The sequence below is a fragment of the Lysinibacillus sp. FJAT-14745 genome, from assembly GCF_001275675.1.
Taxonomy (GTDB): domain Bacteria; phylum Bacillota; class Bacilli; order Bacillales_A; family Planococcaceae; genus Lysinibacillus.
This window is the reverse complement of the sequence record NZ_LITM01000008.1, coordinates 143,102-159,013: the sequence shown is the minus strand read 5'-3', so window position 1 is coordinate 159,013 and position 15,912 is coordinate 143,102. Positions and strand designations below refer to the sequence as shown.

General features: G+C 38.3%; 16 protein-coding genes. All 16 read left to right on the top strand.

Features of this window, described 5'->3' with window-relative positions:
• Positions 1–570: 570 nt before the first annotated feature.
• The 16 genes from rpiB to AMS59_RS14405 all read left to right on the top strand — a co-directional run bounded on the left by rpiB (position 571) and on the right by AMS59_RS14405 (position 15,619).
• Positions 571–1,008: a ribose 5-phosphate isomerase B gene (rpiB, locus tag AMS59_RS14480; protein WP_053484450.1), complete on the top strand. Its 438-nt coding sequence runs from the start codon at positions 571–573 to the stop codon at positions 1,006–1,008.
• Between the two features lie 73 nt (positions 1,009–1,081).
• Complete coding sequence (locus tag AMS59_RS14475) at positions 1,082–1,624, top strand: TIGR01440 family protein (protein WP_053484449.1); 543 nt, start codon at positions 1,082–1,084, stop codon at positions 1,622–1,624.
• Between the two features lie 60 nt (positions 1,625–1,684).
• Positions 1,685–2,926 carry a serine hydroxymethyltransferase gene (glyA, locus tag AMS59_RS14470; RefSeq protein WP_053484448.1) on the top strand — a complete coding sequence of 414 codons (1,242 nt, stop codon included), beginning with the start codon at positions 1,685–1,687 and terminating at the stop codon, positions 2,924–2,926.
• Positions 2,927–3,555: 629 nt separating this feature from the next.
• Complete coding sequence (locus tag AMS59_RS14465; protein ID WP_053484447.1) at positions 3,556–5,706, top strand: EAL domain-containing protein; 2,151 nt, start codon at positions 3,556–3,558, stop codon at positions 5,704–5,706.
• A gap of 126 nt (positions 5,707–5,832) precedes the next feature.
• The gene (gene upp, locus AMS59_RS14460) at positions 5,833–6,462 is read left to right on the top strand and encodes a uracil phosphoribosyltransferase (protein WP_053484446.1); all 630 of its coding nucleotides are present in this window, start codon (positions 5,833–5,835) and stop codon (positions 6,460–6,462) included.
• A gap of 204 nt (positions 6,463–6,666) precedes the next feature.
• Positions 6,667–7,788, top strand: coding sequence for a non-hydrolyzing UDP-N-acetylglucosamine 2-epimerase (wecB, locus tag AMS59_RS14455; RefSeq protein WP_053484601.1), 1,122 nt, complete (start codon positions 6,667–6,669; stop codon positions 7,786–7,788).
• A 518-nt stretch (positions 7,789–8,306) separates the two neighbouring features.
• Positions 8,307–8,678, top strand: coding sequence for an ATP synthase subunit I (locus AMS59_RS14450; RefSeq protein WP_053484445.1), 372 nt, complete (start codon positions 8,307–8,309; stop codon positions 8,676–8,678).
• Positions 8,679–8,714: 36 nt separating this feature from the next.
• The gene (gene atpB / locus AMS59_RS14445) at positions 8,715–9,437 is read left to right on the top strand and encodes a F0F1 ATP synthase subunit A (RefSeq protein WP_053484444.1); all 723 of its coding nucleotides are present in this window, start codon (positions 8,715–8,717) and stop codon (positions 9,435–9,437) included.
• 65 nt (positions 9,438–9,502) lie between these two features.
• A complete protein-coding gene (gene atpE / locus AMS59_RS14440; protein ID WP_049668022.1) occupies positions 9,503–9,715 on the top strand; it encodes a F0F1 ATP synthase subunit C in 213 nt (70 codons plus the stop codon).
• Positions 9,716–9,888: 173 nt separating this feature from the next.
• Positions 9,889–10,410 (top strand): F0F1 ATP synthase subunit B, encoded by a 522-nt coding sequence (gene atpF / locus AMS59_RS14435; RefSeq protein WP_053484443.1) that lies wholly within the window; start codon positions 9,889–9,891, stop codon positions 10,408–10,410.
• Positions 10,407–10,943 carry a F0F1 ATP synthase subunit delta gene (locus AMS59_RS14430; protein WP_053484442.1) on the top strand — a complete coding sequence of 179 codons (537 nt, stop codon included), beginning with the start codon at positions 10,407–10,409 and terminating at the stop codon, positions 10,941–10,943. The genes atpF and AMS59_RS14430 overlap by 4 nt, the downstream gene beginning before the upstream one ends.
• A 28-nt stretch (positions 10,944–10,971) precedes the next feature.
• Positions 10,972–12,480: a F0F1 ATP synthase subunit alpha gene (atpA, locus tag AMS59_RS14425; protein WP_053484441.1), complete on the top strand. Its 1,509-nt coding sequence runs from the start codon at positions 10,972–10,974 to the stop codon at positions 12,478–12,480.
• Between the two features lie 47 nt (positions 12,481–12,527).
• Positions 12,528–13,385 carry an ATP synthase F1 subunit gamma gene (gene atpG, locus AMS59_RS14420; RefSeq protein WP_053484440.1) on the top strand — a complete coding sequence of 286 codons (858 nt, stop codon included), beginning with the start codon at positions 12,528–12,530 and terminating at the stop codon, positions 13,383–13,385.
• Between the two features lie 49 nt (positions 13,386–13,434).
• The gene (atpD, locus tag AMS59_RS14415; RefSeq protein ID WP_053484439.1) at positions 13,435–14,850 is read left to right on the top strand and encodes a F0F1 ATP synthase subunit beta; all 1,416 of its coding nucleotides are present in this window, start codon (positions 13,435–13,437) and stop codon (positions 14,848–14,850) included.
• Between the two features lie 24 nt (positions 14,851–14,874).
• Positions 14,875–15,282 (top strand): F0F1 ATP synthase subunit epsilon, encoded by a 408-nt coding sequence (locus AMS59_RS14410; RefSeq protein ID WP_053484438.1) that lies wholly within the window; start codon positions 14,875–14,877, stop codon positions 15,280–15,282.
• A 97-nt stretch (positions 15,283–15,379) separates the two neighbouring features.
• Positions 15,380–15,619, top strand: a complete 240-nt coding sequence (locus AMS59_RS14405) for a DUF1146 family protein (protein WP_053484437.1) — start codon at positions 15,380–15,382, stop codon at positions 15,617–15,619.
• Positions 15,620–15,912 lie beyond the last annotated feature (293 nt).

The following is a 15,912-nucleotide window of genomic DNA, read 5'->3' as shown; positions in this document are numbered from 1 at the left end:
TCCGCAGAGCGACTGAAAGAAAAGCGGCAACGACGGAAAGAATAGGCAAAGCGACGGAAAGAACGATCAGAGTGACGGATAGAATTCGAAGCGACGGAAGGAAGAGCGGCAACGACGGAAAGAACAGGCAAAGCGACGGATAGAGGAGCTGGAGTGACGGATAGCCCGCAGCAACGACGGAAGGAAGAGCTATATCGACGGAAAGAACATTCAAACTAAAAAGGCTTCCTTCCATTACGCCACATTCGCATTTTGCATAGAATCCCTCTATAGTTCCAACTATTGGTAATACATAAAAAATATTGATATAGTATGTCCACTGTAATTGAAAAGGTAAAAAAACTTCAGAAGATAGAATATTACAACAAATAACCATTATCCGAATTTATCAACATGATATTCACAATATCCACAGAAAAAAGAATTTAAAAGTGAATGATTTTATATGAATTTACAAGAATCGTTCGTCTTTTAGGAGAAATCAGCATAAAAATGCAAGAAAAATCATGTTATTCTTGAGATAGAAGTGGTACACTAGTGTTGACTATAATTTCGAAAAGAGGGAACCCAGTGAGAATAGCAATTTCTTCTGATCACGGAGGCAATAACTTACGTCGTGAGATTATGCAACTGTTAGATGAGCTACATATTAGCTACGAAGATTTTGGTCCACAATCTGCGGATTCAGTAGACTATCCTGATTATGCAAAACCAGTTACTGAAGGTGTTGCTAGCGGGGAATTTGATAAAGGTATTTTAATTTGTGGTACAGGCATTGGGATGTCCATTGCTGCAAATAAAGTTAAGGGGATTCGTTGTGCGTTAGTGCATGATTTATTCAGCGCGAAAGCAACGCGTTGCCACAACGATTCAAATGTTTTAGCGATGGGTGAGCGTGTTATTGGGCCAGGCCTTGCACGTGAAATTGCTAAAGTATGGCTTGAAACAGATTTTGAAGGTGGTCGTCATACGCGCCGCGTTGAAAAAATCGCTGAGCTTGAGCAATAAGAACAGCAATTAAGTTTGCTGACATATGGTTTAGTGTGACATAAATAATTTAGAAATAAAGGGGCTGAGCATAGTGGTTGTACAACAAATACGAACACATTTGACTCAGTTACTCAGTGAATTTGAAGAGCAGGTAATCCTACGACCAAATACGATTTTTGTTGTAGGCTGCTCGACATCTGAAGTGATTGGTCAGAAAATTGGCACAGCAGGCGCGCTTGAAATTGGAGAGGCGATTTTTGAGCCATTGCAGGCATTTGCAAAGAAACATCAACTACATCTAGCGTTCCAAGGATGCGAGCATATTAATCGTGCTATTACAATGGAAGCAACAACGGCAGAACAATTTGGTTATGAACCCGTAACAGTTGTACCAGTTCGTACAGCAGGTGGCTCGATGTCCGCTTATGCGTTTACGCAATTTACAAATCCAGTTGTTGTGGAAGCTGTGCAAGCAAATGCAGGTATTGACATTGGTCAAACACTCATAGGTATGCATTTAAAGGCAGTAGCTGTACCAGTTCGTACTTCTGTGCGAATGGTAGGAGAAGCAGTTGTAACAATTGCAACAACACGTCCGAAGCTGATTGGCGGAGAGCGTGCAGTATATAAATAAAATTACCTCTGAAATCAGTGGTATACAAATAACGATTATACTTAGGAGGCTTTTTCAAACATGGCATACGAAAAATTAGCAGTACAAGACAAAGCAGTATTAGACGGAATTCTTGCGGAAAAAAAACGCCAACAAGCAAATATTGAGTTAATCGCATCAGAAAACTTTGTATCTGAAGCGGTAATGGAAGCGCAAGGTTCTGTTCTAACAAATAAATATGCTGAAGGTTATCCAGGTAAACGCTACTATGGCGGTTGTGAACACGTAGATGTTGTGGAAGATATCGCACGTGATCGTGTGAAAGAAATCTTTGGGGCAGAATATGCAAACGTACAACCACACTCAGGTGCACAAGCAAACATGGCTGTATACCACACAATTTTAGAACCAGGTGATACAGTACTTGGGATGAATTTATCTCATGGCGGTCACTTAACACATGGATCTCCTGTAAACTTCTCAGGTATTCTATATAACTTCGTTGAATATGGCGTAACAAAAGATACTCAAGTAATCGATTATGAAGATGTGCGCCAAAAAGCGTTAGAGCATAAGCCAAAACTAATTGTTGCAGGAGCATCTGCATACCCACGTGAAATCGATTTTGCTAAATTCCGTGAAATCGCTGATGAAGTAGGAGCATATTTCATGGTGGATATGGCACATATCGCTGGTCTTGTAGCTACTGGTGAGCACCAATCACCAGTGCCATACGCTGATTTTGTAACATCTACAACACATAAAACATTACGTGGCCCACGTGGTGGTTTAATCCTAGCTTCGAAAGAATGGGAGCAAAAGCTTAACAAATCTGTATTCCCGGGTATCCAAGGTGGACCTTTAATGCACGTAATCGCTGCAAAAGCTGTAGCATTCGGTGAAGCATTACAGCCAGAATTCAAAGAGTATGCAAAACAAATTAAAGCTAATGCTAAAGCTTTAGCAGAAGTATTAATTGCAGAAGGTGTTGAAATTGTATCTGGTGGTACGGATAACCACTTGTTACTTCTTAATGTGAAATCTCTTGGCTTAACAGGAAAAGTAGCAGAGCACGCACTTGATAAAGTAGGCATTACAACAAATAAAAATACAATCCCTTATGATACAGAATCTCCATTCGTAACTTCTGGTATCCGCATTGGTACACCAGCTGTGACATCTCGTGGCTTCAAAGAAGAGGACATGAAAGAAGTTGGTTCAATTATTGCTGCGGTTCTTAAAAACCCAGAAGATGAAGCAGTTAAATCGGAAGCAAAAGCTCGTGTCAAAGCTTTAACTGACAAACATCCATTATACGCATAATTTAATAGGTAAAGCTGTGGTTAAAGTGATAGATTGCACTTTAACCACAGCTTTTTTTACTAGTTAAAAGCGATCGCAGTGAAGGCTGGGCATCAGCGTCACTGATGAGATCATGAAGCGTTGGTAGTAGAGAAACGAGAATAAAAGCATCACATCCTGAAATGAAGCCTTTGGGATCAACCACTTATTTTTCTCGCTACGCTTTCACACATAAATACTTGTTATCCAAAGAGGAATGAAAATCAACCTGCGTTATTGTGGTAAATGCATTTTTATATGAATACTTTGAAGATTTATCGGAACAATTTCAGTTTTTATCAACTATGGGCGACTTGGGGATTTGAACAGGAAAGCGCTCAGTTGGAACGAATATCAATTACAAGTTTTGAAGATAAGATATTTTTTTGTTTATATAGAAATAAAATACTCTTATTTTTGAATTTATTTACATAAAATTAGTAGAAAAGAATATATTATAAGAGAGAGACAGATAATGTCCTGTTATTTTTATAAAAGTGACAATTTATTGAAATTTTATATACAATGTAAGAGAGCTTAAATGTTTTATGTAACGTAAGTGAAATGGCAGTTACAAGTGTTTTGATAGCGATAAAGGGAGGAGGGGTTGGATGGTTACTAAAACAATGTTCATAGAAAATGAAATGCTATTAAATACAATTCGTAGGTTAGGTGATAACTCTAAAGAAAGCTACGTTATTTTTGATGCAACAAATAATCATTGCGTAGTAGAATGTAATGATTCTTTTTGTACGCTTACAAATACTACACGTTCAAAAATAATAAATAACGATTATTTTTCATTGATGGGAAACGAAGAACAGACAACTATTGAAAAGATTAAACAAAAAATACATAGCGGAGTCATAGTACAAGCAAAATGGCACCATAATTGTTTCGATAAACCTCCTTTTTGGGCAGAGATACAAGCACTCCCATTTCAAAATAATAAAAATGAAACAATATTTGTACTAGTACTTGTGAAGGATGTTACGTACTACCACACCGAGGAATTTTTAATGCACCTTGAAAAAGCTATGTACGAAGCGATTGAAAAGGACAATTCCTTTGATAAAAAGATGAGCATTATTTGCAGTAGTCTTGATGAATTTTTTATGCCGAATATATCAAGTATGGTACTTGTCAAAACGGAGGCAGATCAATTACGGATTTTTAATGGGAACGAAAAAACAAAAGGTTTACCGGAGCGTTGTGAAAACAATGAATTTTTTAAGAGAGTTATGCAAGGAAAGACATCCATTCTAGTTAGGAGCTTGGATGAAATTTATATTCCAATAGAATATAAAACGTTTGCTAATTCTAGTAAAAAGCTATTTGGATGGTTTATGCCAATATACAATCAACAACAGCGAGCAATTGGATTATTTGCGATATTTTTAGAGCAATATAGTAGTGATCAGAAGTTTTTTGAAAGTTTGTTTCGAAAAATCGGTGCTCTTGTTGCATTGGCATATTCGTATGCAAAAATACAAAAAAAGATATGGGATTTAGCCTATATCGATATTACAACGGGGCTGCCTAATCGACATGGTTTTTTAAACGAGGTAGAAAAAGAATACGGTCAAAATGGCAATATCAAAATCTTAAAGCCAAGCGAATTCCAGCAGATTGTCGAGTTATATGGTCGTGAAGCGGGAGATGAGCTTTTAAGACAAATTGCTAAACGTCTAAATGAAAAGAAGAATGATCATAACGAATATATTGCTAGATTTACAAGCTCTAGTTTAATCATGGCAAATGCGACATCCGATGAAGATTTCTTCTATTATAAAAGGCGTATAAAAGAGATTATTCGTCAGCCCTTTATTGTGGGTGGAAAGCAAATTTATATTACACTGAAAACTGGAATTGCTTTATATAACAATGAAATAAAAATTGCTGATGCGATTCGCTTTGCAGATAATGCTGTATCCTTTGCGGCCAATAAACCAGGCACGCATACGGAAATATTTACACAAGAAAGAAATGATGTGCTTGAGCAGCAAATGACAGTGTTAAACCATTTGGCACAAGCATTAAAAAACAAAGAAATCTCGGTGAATTTACAGCCAAAGGTGGATTTACAGACAGGTGAAATTCAAAGTATTGAAGCGCTCGCTCGTTGGAATTCTCCAAAACTCGGTTTCGTGTCTCCGGCAATCTTTATTCCAGTGGCAGAAAGTGCGGGAAAGGTACGAGAAATCGATATTCAAATATTAGAGATAGTTCTTTCGTGGTTAGCAGCGCGTAAAAGATTAGGGAAAAAATTAGTGAAGGTAGCAGTAAATATTTCGCCCGATCATTTTTACTATGTTAATTTTGTACAGGATACATTGGAGCTTGTTCAGAAATACGATATAGATCCGAGATATATCATTTTAGAAGTAACGGAAACTATTGGACTGGTTGATTTTCAGACCGCTTTTTCTATTATTCAGGAATTAAAGGGGTACGGCTTTGAAACTTCGGTGGATGATTTTGGAACAGGCTTCTCATCACTAAGTTATTTACAAAGACTGCCGTTTACTGAATTGAAAATAGATCGAAGCTTTATTAATGCTATTAATGATGCTGCGACACTCGCTATTGTCCGATCCATTATTCAATTAGCATTAAACTTAGGAATGACCTCAGTCGCAGAAGGTATTGAAAGGAAAGAGCAGGTTGAGATTTTACGCGCACTCGGCTGTACAGTTGGACAAGGTTACTTCTATTATAAGCCGATGACAATAGAACAGTTAGATGCAATACTTGATGAATAATCGCTATTATATGTAGTAAACATTCTTGAAAAGGAATTGTCCCAATTTTATTTTTGAGACGACTCCTTTTTTCTGTTATACTAGGTGAGATAAAAATGAAATCCGAACGGTTAGGAGAGAATCCCTTTGAGCAAAGTATACGTATTTGATCATCCACTAATCCAACATAAGTTAACTTATATTCGCGATAAGAATACAGGAACAAAAGAGTTTCGTGAGCTAGTAGACGAAGTTGCAACATTAATGGCATTCGAAATTACACGTGATATGCCAGTAGAGGAAATTGAAATTGAGACACCTGTTACAGTCGCTAAGACAAAAGTACTTTCTGGTAAGAAAATTGCGATTGTCCCGATTTTACGTGCAGGTATTGGCATGGTAGATGGTGTATTAAAGCTAATTCCAGCTGCAAAAGTTGGTCATATCGGTCTTTATCGTGACCCAGAAACTTTAAAACCTGTAGAATACTATGCAAAACTTCCTGCAGATGTTGAAGAACGTGATTTCATCATTGTAGACCCAATGCTTGCGACTGGTGGATCAGCAGTGGAAGCGATCAACTCACTGAAAAAACGTGGTGCGAAAAGCATTAAATTCATGTGCTTAATCGCAGCGCCAGAGGGTGTAAAAGAAATTCAAGAACAACATCCAGATGTAGATATTTATATTGCTGCACTTGATGAAAAATTAAATGACCATGGCTACATTGTCCCTGGTTTAGGTGATGCAGGCGACCGCTTATTCGGTACGAAGTAATACTAAACAGTTTCAATTGATTTCATTTAGTATGTAATTTTTGGGAAACTTATAACTATTGAGAGCGTCCTTCAATATAGAAGGACGTTTCATAGTATGTAAGGCGAATTACTTCTTGAAGTCCGACACTTGCTTCATCTGATGCAGATCAATGGGAGTAAAGCACTTTACATACAAATATAACAAAGGACGGTGCAATTCGTTTTGATGAAAAAATGGAAAGTAATGACGATTTTCGGTACGAGACCAGAGGCTATTAAAATGGCTCCACTTGTATTGGAATTACAAAAGCATCCTGAGCAAATAGAATCGATTGTGACGGTAACAGCCCAACATCGCCAAATGCTCGATCAAGTTTTAGACACATTTAAAATTACACCAGACTACGATTTAAATATTATGAAGGATCGTCAAACATTAATTGACGTGACGACTAATGCATTACAAGGCTTAGACAACGTCATGAAAGAAGCAAAACCGGATATTGTTTTAGTACATGGTGATACAGCTACAACTTTCATTGCAAGCTTAGCTGCATTTTATAACCAAATTGCTATCGGACATGTGGAAGCAGGTCTTCGAACTTGGAATAAGTATTCACCATACCCAGAGGAAATGAATCGCCAATTAACAGGTGTCATGGCTGACCTACATTTCGCGCCGACAGAAGTATCGAAGAAAAACCTTTTAGATGAAAATAAAAACCCTGAAACTATTTTTGTTACTGGTAACACAGCTATCGACGCATTAGCGACAACAGTAAGTGAACAGTACACACATCCTGTTTTAGAAAAAATAGGTTCAGATCGTATGATTTTATTAACAGCACATCGTCGTGAAAATCTAGGTGAACCTATGCGTCATATGTTTAAAGCGATTACTCGAATTTTAGCAGAGCATGAGGATGTACAAGTTGTTTACCCAGTCCATATGAACCCAGCTGTACGAGAAATAGCGAATGAAATTTTAGGAGATCATAAACGTGTACATTTAATTGAACCTCTTGAGGTCTTCGATTTCCATAACTTTGCGGCTAATTCTTATATGATTTTAACTGATTCGGGTGGCGTCCAAGAAGAAGCCCCTTCATTAGGTAAACCGGTTTTAGTACTTAGAGATACAACAGAGCGCCCAGAAGGTATTGCAGCAGGTACTCTTAAACTAGCTGGAACGGAAGAAGAAACAATCTACTCTCTAGCTAAGCAATTACTAGAAGATACAAATGCCTATGAAGCAATGGCAAAAGCATCAAATCCTTATGGTGATGGACACGCTTCTGAGCGTATTGTGAAGGCTCTTCTAGGATTTTTACAAAAAAGCAAGTGATATCCCTTTCTTGAATCAAAAAATGAGTCTAATTTACTAAATGTGATGGGTAAGCTAATTTACGAGCAAAAATGTGTCGTAAATTAGCTTTTTTTTGCACAAACGTGAGCTTTTATTTTGAGACTATGAATTTCCATACACAAATTTGTCAACAATTTGACAAGAGTATAGAGGCTGTGAAGTTTTTCTCCTTTACTAATTGACTTCAAATATCTCCTATTGTATGCTTACAAAGGGTAATAATGATAAGGGTTTCTAATCGTAAATAGAGGTTGAAACACTTGTTATATCAAGTTTCTACTAAATTGACAGTTCAAACTAGAAACTGTCGATTTGCAACGTTTTGTGCGTTTCGGGGTGTAAGGTATTTTTTGGGATTTACACCTGTAATTTCAAAATGACGCTCTCCCGTTACTATTCCGCTGTGAGTAGTGTTTTTCACTGCTCTTTTCTGATTTCACATAGTGGTCAGCAAACGTTTCTTTACTCGAAAAATTGATTCAGGAGATTATAAACCAATGCTAGATTTGCATCACATTATTGCTGTGCAGAAGAGAGCGTTATTTTTTTTGCTCGCACTCTGTGCATTAGGCTGGGGATTTACACCCTATCAGACGGTTTTTGCGGGCATCGCAATCGGTGCATTCTTTGGTACGTATAATTTTTGGATTTTAGTTCGCCGTATGGACAAGTTTGATCGATCCATTAGTGAAGGGAAGAAAGTAGGCTCACTTGGTACAGCGCTTCGCTTTGCATCAGGTGTAGCGGCAGTCGCTTTAGCCATTTCGTTGCCAAACTATTTTCACTTAATTAGCACGGTCATAGGGCTAATGATTCCGTACGTTTTTCTCTTTGTCGAGAGAATTGTGTCACATGTAAGGAACCGCTAATGTGCTTTAAATTAGAAAGAGAGGTGAAAAATAACAATGAATCATGAAGCTCCATTACAAGTAGTTGATTTTGGTTTGTTTACGCTAACGTTCAACCTTTCAACTGTTATGATGTTACTAGTTGCGGCCGTAATCGTTTTCTTAATCGCATTTATCTCAACTAGAAGCCTAAAGTTAAAACCTACTGGCATGCAAAACTTTATGGAATGGATTATGGATTTCGTAAAGAACATCATAAAAAGCAACATGGACTGGAAAACTGGTGGACGATTCCACATATTAGGTATCACACTTATTATGTTTATCGCTGTATCTAACTTATTAGGTCTTCCATTCTCTATCGTCTATAACGGCGAACTTTGGTGGAAATCTCCTACAGCTGACCCAACTGTTACAATGACGCTTGCAGCAATGATTTTAGCCTTAACACATTTCTATGGTATTAAAATGAAGGGTACAGGTCATTATGTTGGTACATTCTTCAAGCCAATGTCATTCATGTTCCCGCTAAAAATCGTTGAAGAATTTGCGAACACTTTAACATTAGGTCTTCGTCTTTACGGTAACATTTATGCAGGTGAGATTTTACTAGGCTTAATCGCAGGTTTAGCATCATCAGGTGCTGTTGGATTCATCGGAGCAATTGTTCCAATGATGGCATGGCAAGGTTTCTCTATTTTCATCGGCTTTATCCAAGCCTTTATCTTCACAATGTTAACAATGGTATACATGGCTCATAAAGTGAGCGATGACCATTAATATAAAGCATATATCTTATGCTTGAACCAAAAAAAAACAAACAATTCCAAGGAGGAAATTTTCAAATGGGTTTATTAGCAGCAGCAATCGCAATCGGTCTAGGTGCACTTGGTGCAGGTATCGGTAACGGTCTTATCGTTTCAAAAACAGTAGAAGGTATCGCTCGCCAACCAGAAGCTCGTGGCGTTCTTCAAACTACAATGTTCATCGGGGTAGCATTAGTTGAAGCCCTACCAATCATCGCAGTAGTAATCGCATTCATCGTAATGAACAAATAATTCAGTTGTACACTGAATTCTAGTGGCGAAGCAGGAATCTCCAGATGAAACTTCGCCATTCATTTTGGAACTGATAAAAGCTATGTGTAAATATAGCTTTTTAAAATAGGTAGTTTTTCAAGTAATTAAATTATTATGTTGAAGTTAAAGCTCTTGAAGGGAGTGAAACAATCGTGTTTTTAGATAATCTTGTACTAGGCAACGCTGGTGCTGGTTTCAATGGTGGTGATATCGCCGCAACATTAGTTATCTTCTTAGTGCTAATGCTATTACTTAAAAAGTTCGCTTGGGGTCCACTTATGGGCATCATGCAACAACGTGAAGAATTAGTAGCTAGTGAAATCGAAGCAGCTGAAAAAGCTCGCAAAGATTCGCATCAATATTTAGAAGAACAAAAGAGCCTTCTTAAAGAAGCTCGTACGGAAGCACAATCGATTGTTGAAGGCGCTAAGAAGCAAGGCGAAATGCAAAAAGAAGAAATTCTTACTGCAGCTCGCAATGAAGCAAACCGCTTAAAAGAATCGGCTTTACGTGAAATTGAGTCTGAAAAAGAAAAAGCTATTGCAGCTGTACGTGATGAAGTCGTTTCATTATCTGTACTTGCAGCATCTAAAGTCCTTAGCAAAGAGATTTCTGAGGCAGACAACCGTGCTCTAATTGAAGAGACGATTGCGAAGGCAGGGGAAGCTCGATGAGTAATTCAACTGTAGCAAAACGTTACGCACAAGCGCTTTTTCAATTAGCGCAACAAAAAAACATTCTTGCTGAAGTTGGAGCAGACTTAAATGAGCTAACAAAGGTAGTTAAAGAATCTCCTGATTTTTTAACACTTTTAAATGCTCCTAAGTTCTCTATCGAACGTAAGAAACAAATGGTAGCAGAAATCTTTGTAAGTGCAACTCCAGAGGTTTTACACACAGTTCAACTACTTGTTGAGAAAAAACGTGTAAACGAACTGAAGCTTATTGCTAACGCATATGCTGAGCTTGCTGCACATGCACAAGGTACTGCAGATGCAACAGTATTCTCTACTCGTGCACTTTCTGCTGAAGAAAGCGCTAATATTTCGGCAACATTTGCGAAACTTGTAGGGAAACAATCATTAAACATTACAAACGAAATTGATCCATCACTTCTTGGTGGTATTCGTGTTCAAATCGGTAATCATATTTATGATAGCTCAGTAGCGAACAAGCTTGAGCGCCTAAAACGTGAATTAATCGGTTAATAATTTAGAAATGTGAGAGGTGACATACATGGGCATCAAGGCTGAAGAAATCAGCAGTCTGATTAAACAACAGATTGAGAATTATGAATCTGAACTTAAAGTAAGCGAAGTTGGTACAGTTATCCGTATTGGTGACGGTATCGCTCTTGCTCATGGCCTCGACAACGCCATGGCTGGAGAACTTCTAGAGTTCTCTAACGGTGTTATGGGTATGGCTCAAAACCTAGAAGAAGGTAACGTTGGTATCGTAATCTTAGGTCCATACGCTGACATCAAAGAAGGCGATGAAGTTCGTCGTACAGGTCGTATCATGGAAGTACCAGTTGGTGAAGAACTAATTGGTCGTGTTGTAAACCCACTTGGTCAACCAGTGGATGGACAAGGTCCAATCAACACAACAAAATCTCGTCCAATCGAAAGTCCAGCTTTCGGTGTAATGGCTCGTAAATCAGTACACGAACCACTACAAACTGGTATCAAAGCGATTGACGCATTAGTACCAATTGGTCGTGGTCAACGTGAGTTAATCATCGGTGACCGTCAAGTAGGTAAAACATCTGTAGCAATCGATACAATCTTAAACCAAAATGGTGAAAACATGATTTGTATCTATGTTGCTATCGGTCAAAAAGAATCAACTGTACGTGGTGTAGTTGAAACATTACGTAAGCACGGTGCATTAGATTATACAATCGTTGTAACTGCTGCTGCATCTCAACCAGCTCCATTACTATACTTAGCACCATTTGCTGGTGTTTCTATGGCAGAAGAATTCATGTTACAAGGTAAGCACGTATTAATCGTGTATGATGATCTTTCTAAACAAGCATCAGCTTACCGTGAACTTTCACTTCTTCTTCGCCGTCCTCCAGGTCGTGAAGCTTACCCTGGTGACGTTTTCTACTTACACAGCCGCTTACTTGAACGCGCTGCGAAGTTAAACGAAACATACCAAAATGGTTCTATTACAGCTCTTCCATTCGTTGAGACACAAGCTGGGGATATCTCTGCATACATCCCAACTAACGTAATCTCAATCACTGATGGACAAATTTTCTTACAATCTGACTTATTCAACTCTGGTGTACGTCCAGCGATTAACGCCGGTCTTTCTGTATCACGTGTAGGTGGATCTGCTCAAATTAAAGCGATGAAAAAAGTTGCGGGTACACTACGTCTTGACTTAGCTGCATTCCGTGAACTTGAATCATTTGCTCAATTCGGTTCTGATTTAGATAAAATCACACTAGCTAAACTTGAGCGTGGTAAACGTACGGTTGAAGTTCTTAAACAAGACCTAAACAAACCACTTAAAGTTGAAAAGCAAGTTGCTATCCTTTATGCATTAACTAAAGGTCACTTAGATGATATTCCAGTACAAGATATCGTTCGCTTTGAAGGTGAATTCTTAAGCTGGTTAGATACAAACCACACAAACGTTTTAGATCACGTTCGTACTACAAAAGAACTTGCTCCTGATGCTGATTATGTAGCAGCTTTAACTGAGTTCAAAAAAACTTTCGCTAAATCAGAATAAGTTCGAGCTAGTCACTTGATTAAAAAACAAAAGGTGGTGAAATACCAGTGGTAAACTTACGCGAAATAAAAGGTCGTATTAATTCTACAAAGAGTACGAAACAAATTACGAAAGCGATGCAGATGGTTTCTTCTTCTAAGTTACGTCGTGCAGAGCAAAACGCTAAAGCGTACGTTCCTTACATGGAAAAAATCCAGGACGTAGTAGGCGCAATCGCTTCAGGGACAAAAGACAGTGGACATCCAATGTTAACTGCTCGTCCTGTTAAGAAAACAGCTTACTTAGTCATTGGTTCTGACCGTGGTCTTGCAGGTGCTTACAACTCAAGTATCTTACGTCAAGTACAACGTACAATTGACGAACGTCATAAATCAAAAGACGAATACGTTATTTTAGCGGTAGGTCGTGTTGTTCGTGATTACTTTGTGAAACGTGATCATAATGTCATCAGCGATGTTGTCGGTCTTCCGGACCAACCATCATTTGCTGATATTAAAGAAATCGCTCGTAAAGCTGTTGGTATGTTCACTGATGGTACGTATGATGAACTTTATATGTACTACAATCACTTTGTCAGCGCTATTGCTAGCGAAGTGACAGAGAAAAAACTTCTTCCATTAACGGATCTTGCACCTGCTAGCAGTAATGCTTCTTACGAATTTGAGCCATCTGGTGAAGCAATTCTTGAAGTGTTACTTCCACAATACGCGGAAAGCTTAGTTTACGGCGCATTATTAGATGGAAAAGCAAGTGAACATGCTTCTCGTATGACGGCTATGAAAAATGCAACTGATAACGCATCTGATCTTATTTCAGACCTTTCATTGCAATATAACCGTGCGCGTCAAGCGGCGATTACACAAGAAATTACAGAAATCGTTGGTGGAGCTGCAGCCTTAGAATAGGCCCAGCTTCCCAATGTCGTATAAGAATACGATAGGAGGATACACAGTAATGAATAAAGGACATGTTATTCAAGTAATGGGTCCAGTTGTTGACGTAAAATTTGACAATGGCCAATTACCAGCAATCTATAACTCACTAACAGTTAAGATTGAACGTCCTAATGAAGAACCAACAATTCTTGCATTAGAAGTTGCTCTTCATTTAGGTGATGATTCTGTTCGTACAATTGCAATGTCATCTACTGATGGCTTACAACGTGGAGCAGAAGTAACAGACTCAGGAAAAGCTATCTCAGTACCAGTTGGTGAAGTTACTTTAGGTCGTGTATTCAACGTACTTGGAGAAGTAATCGACTTAGGTGAAGAGATTCCAGCTGACGTTCGTCGTGACTCAATTCACCGCGAAGCACCAGCTTTCGATGAACTTTCAACTACAGTTGAAATTCTTGAAACAGGTATCAAAGTAGTAGACTTATTAGCACCATATATTAAAGGTGGTAAAATCGGTCTCTTCGGTGGTGCCGGTGTAGGTAAAACAGTATTAATCCAAGAATTAATCAATAACATCGCACAAGAGCACTCAGGTATCTCTGTATTCGCTGGTGTAGGTGAGCGTACTCGTGAAGGGAACGACTTATTCTTCGAGATGAGCGATTCAGGCGTTATCAAGCAAACAGCGATGGTATTCGGTCAAATGAATGAACCACCAGGTGCACGTATGCGTGTAGCTTTAACTGGTCTTACAATGGCAGAATACTTCCGTGATGAGCAAGGTGCTGACGTACTTTTATTCATCGACAATATCTTCCGTTTCACACAAGCAGGTTCTGAGGTTTCTGCCCTATTAGGTCGTATGCCTTCTGCGGTAGGTTACCAACCAACACTTGCAACTGAAATGGGTAAATTACAAGAACGTATCACATCTACTAACAAAGGTTCTGTAACTTCTATTCAAGCGATCTATGTACCAGCCGATGACTATACTGACCCGGCTCCAGCTACAACTTTCGCCCATTTAGATGCAACTACTAACCTTGAACGTAAATTATCAGAAATGGGTATCTACCCTGCGGTTGACCCATTAGCTTCGACTTCTCGTGCTTTATCACCAGAAATCGTAGGCGCTGAGCACTACGCAATCGCTACTGGTGTACAACGTACAATCCAACGTTACCGTGAATTACAAGATATCATTGCTATCTTAGGTATGGATGAATTATCTGATGAAGATAAACAAACAGTAGAACGTGCTCGTCGTATTCAATTCTTCTTATCTCAAAACTTCCACGTTGCGGAACAATTTACTGGTCAAAAAGGTTCTTATGTACCTGTTAAAGAAACTGTTCGCTCATTCAAGGAAATCCTTGATGGCAAATGGGATCACCTACCAGAAGATGCTTTCCGTCTAGTTGGTTCTATTGATGAAGTAGTTGAAAAAGCGAAAAGCATGGGCGTAGAGGTTTAATACTAGGGACGAGGAGGAAAAAATATGAAGACAGTTCTAGTCAATATTGTCACTCCCGACGGCCCAGTATACGATTCTGAAGTATCAATGGTAATCGCTAAGACAACTTCAGGTGAAATCGGTGTTCTTGCAGGCCATATTCCTATGGTTGCTCCACTTGCAATTGGTGCAGTGAAGCTTAAGAAAGAAAACGGTTCAACTGAACTTGTTGCCTTAAGCGGTGGTTTCATTGAAGTTCGCCCTGAAAAAATCTCAATTTTAGCTCCGTCTGCTGAAATTGCTGAAAGCATCGATGTTAAACGTGCTAAAGAAGCCGTTAAACGTGCTGAAGGTCGTCTTCAAAGTAAACAAGATAACATTGATTTCAAACGTGCTGACCTAGCATTAAAACGTGCGTTGAATCGTATCAACGTTCATGAGGGTAATATCTAATTCAAATTTTAACGGGCAGATTCAACATCTGTCCGTTTTTTAACATTATGCTACCGTTTGAGAGTATCGCTAGAGGAATTAATATGGAGGAACCAATATGGAAATATATGAGGCAATAGGGCAGGAAGCGTTAATAGGGATTTTATCGCATATATTTTTTATCGCTATTACTTTTTATGCACTACAAGCGTTTATGCTAGAAAAGCTCTTCAAGAAGAACAAAGTATTTCAAATCCAATTAATTTATATTTTACTAAGTATTGCGATCGGATCAGCCGTTTCAAATTTCTTTCTGCAAATTTCAAACTGGTCAGGGAAGCTTCCATATTTATTTTAATAGCCCCTTATTACTATCTTTATGTTAGTAAATGAATCTACATGTTTCACAGGGCTTTATAACATAATTTATGTGGTCCTTTGAAATATGTAAAAATCAGTTTAAAAAAATCCATAGATTTTGTTTTTTGTTCACATATCTTTGGGTATATATTAGAAATTTACGCTTTTCTTCCGTGTTATTGGTCATTCACAAAAAAAAAAATCATGCGTACAATAAATAAATAGCAAAATATCAATAAATGACGTAAAATAGTGATTTGGATGCTTGAACGAGCGTAAGAAAAGTTGTAC

Coding starts and splice junctions, on each gene's coding strand:
- glyA (WP_053484448.1), top strand. CDS start 1,685: ATGGCATACGAAAAATTAGCAGTACAAGACAAAGCAGTATTAGACGGA.
- AMS59_RS14465 (WP_053484447.1), top strand. CDS start 3,556: ATGGTTACTAAAACAATGTTCATAGAAAATGAAATGCTATTAAATACA.
- AMS59_RS14450 (WP_053484445.1), top strand. CDS start 8,307: ATGCTAGATTTGCATCACATTATTGCTGTGCAGAAGAGAGCGTTATTT.
- atpB (WP_053484444.1), top strand. CDS start 8,715: ATGAATCATGAAGCTCCATTACAAGTAGTTGATTTTGGTTTGTTTACG.
- atpE (WP_049668022.1), top strand. CDS start 9,503: ATGGGTTTATTAGCAGCAGCAATCGCAATCGGTCTAGGTGCACTTGGT.
- AMS59_RS14430 (WP_053484442.1), top strand. CDS start 10,407: ATGAGTAATTCAACTGTAGCAAAACGTTACGCACAAGCGCTTTTTCAA.
- atpA (WP_053484441.1), top strand. CDS start 10,972: ATGGGCATCAAGGCTGAAGAAATCAGCAGTCTGATTAAACAACAGATT.
- atpD (WP_053484439.1), top strand. CDS start 13,435: ATGAATAAAGGACATGTTATTCAAGTAATGGGTCCAGTTGTTGACGTA.
- AMS59_RS14410 (WP_053484438.1), top strand. CDS start 14,875: ATGAAGACAGTTCTAGTCAATATTGTCACTCCCGACGGCCCAGTATAC.
- AMS59_RS14405 (WP_053484437.1), top strand. CDS start 15,380: ATGGAAATATATGAGGCAATAGGGCAGGAAGCGTTAATAGGGATTTTA.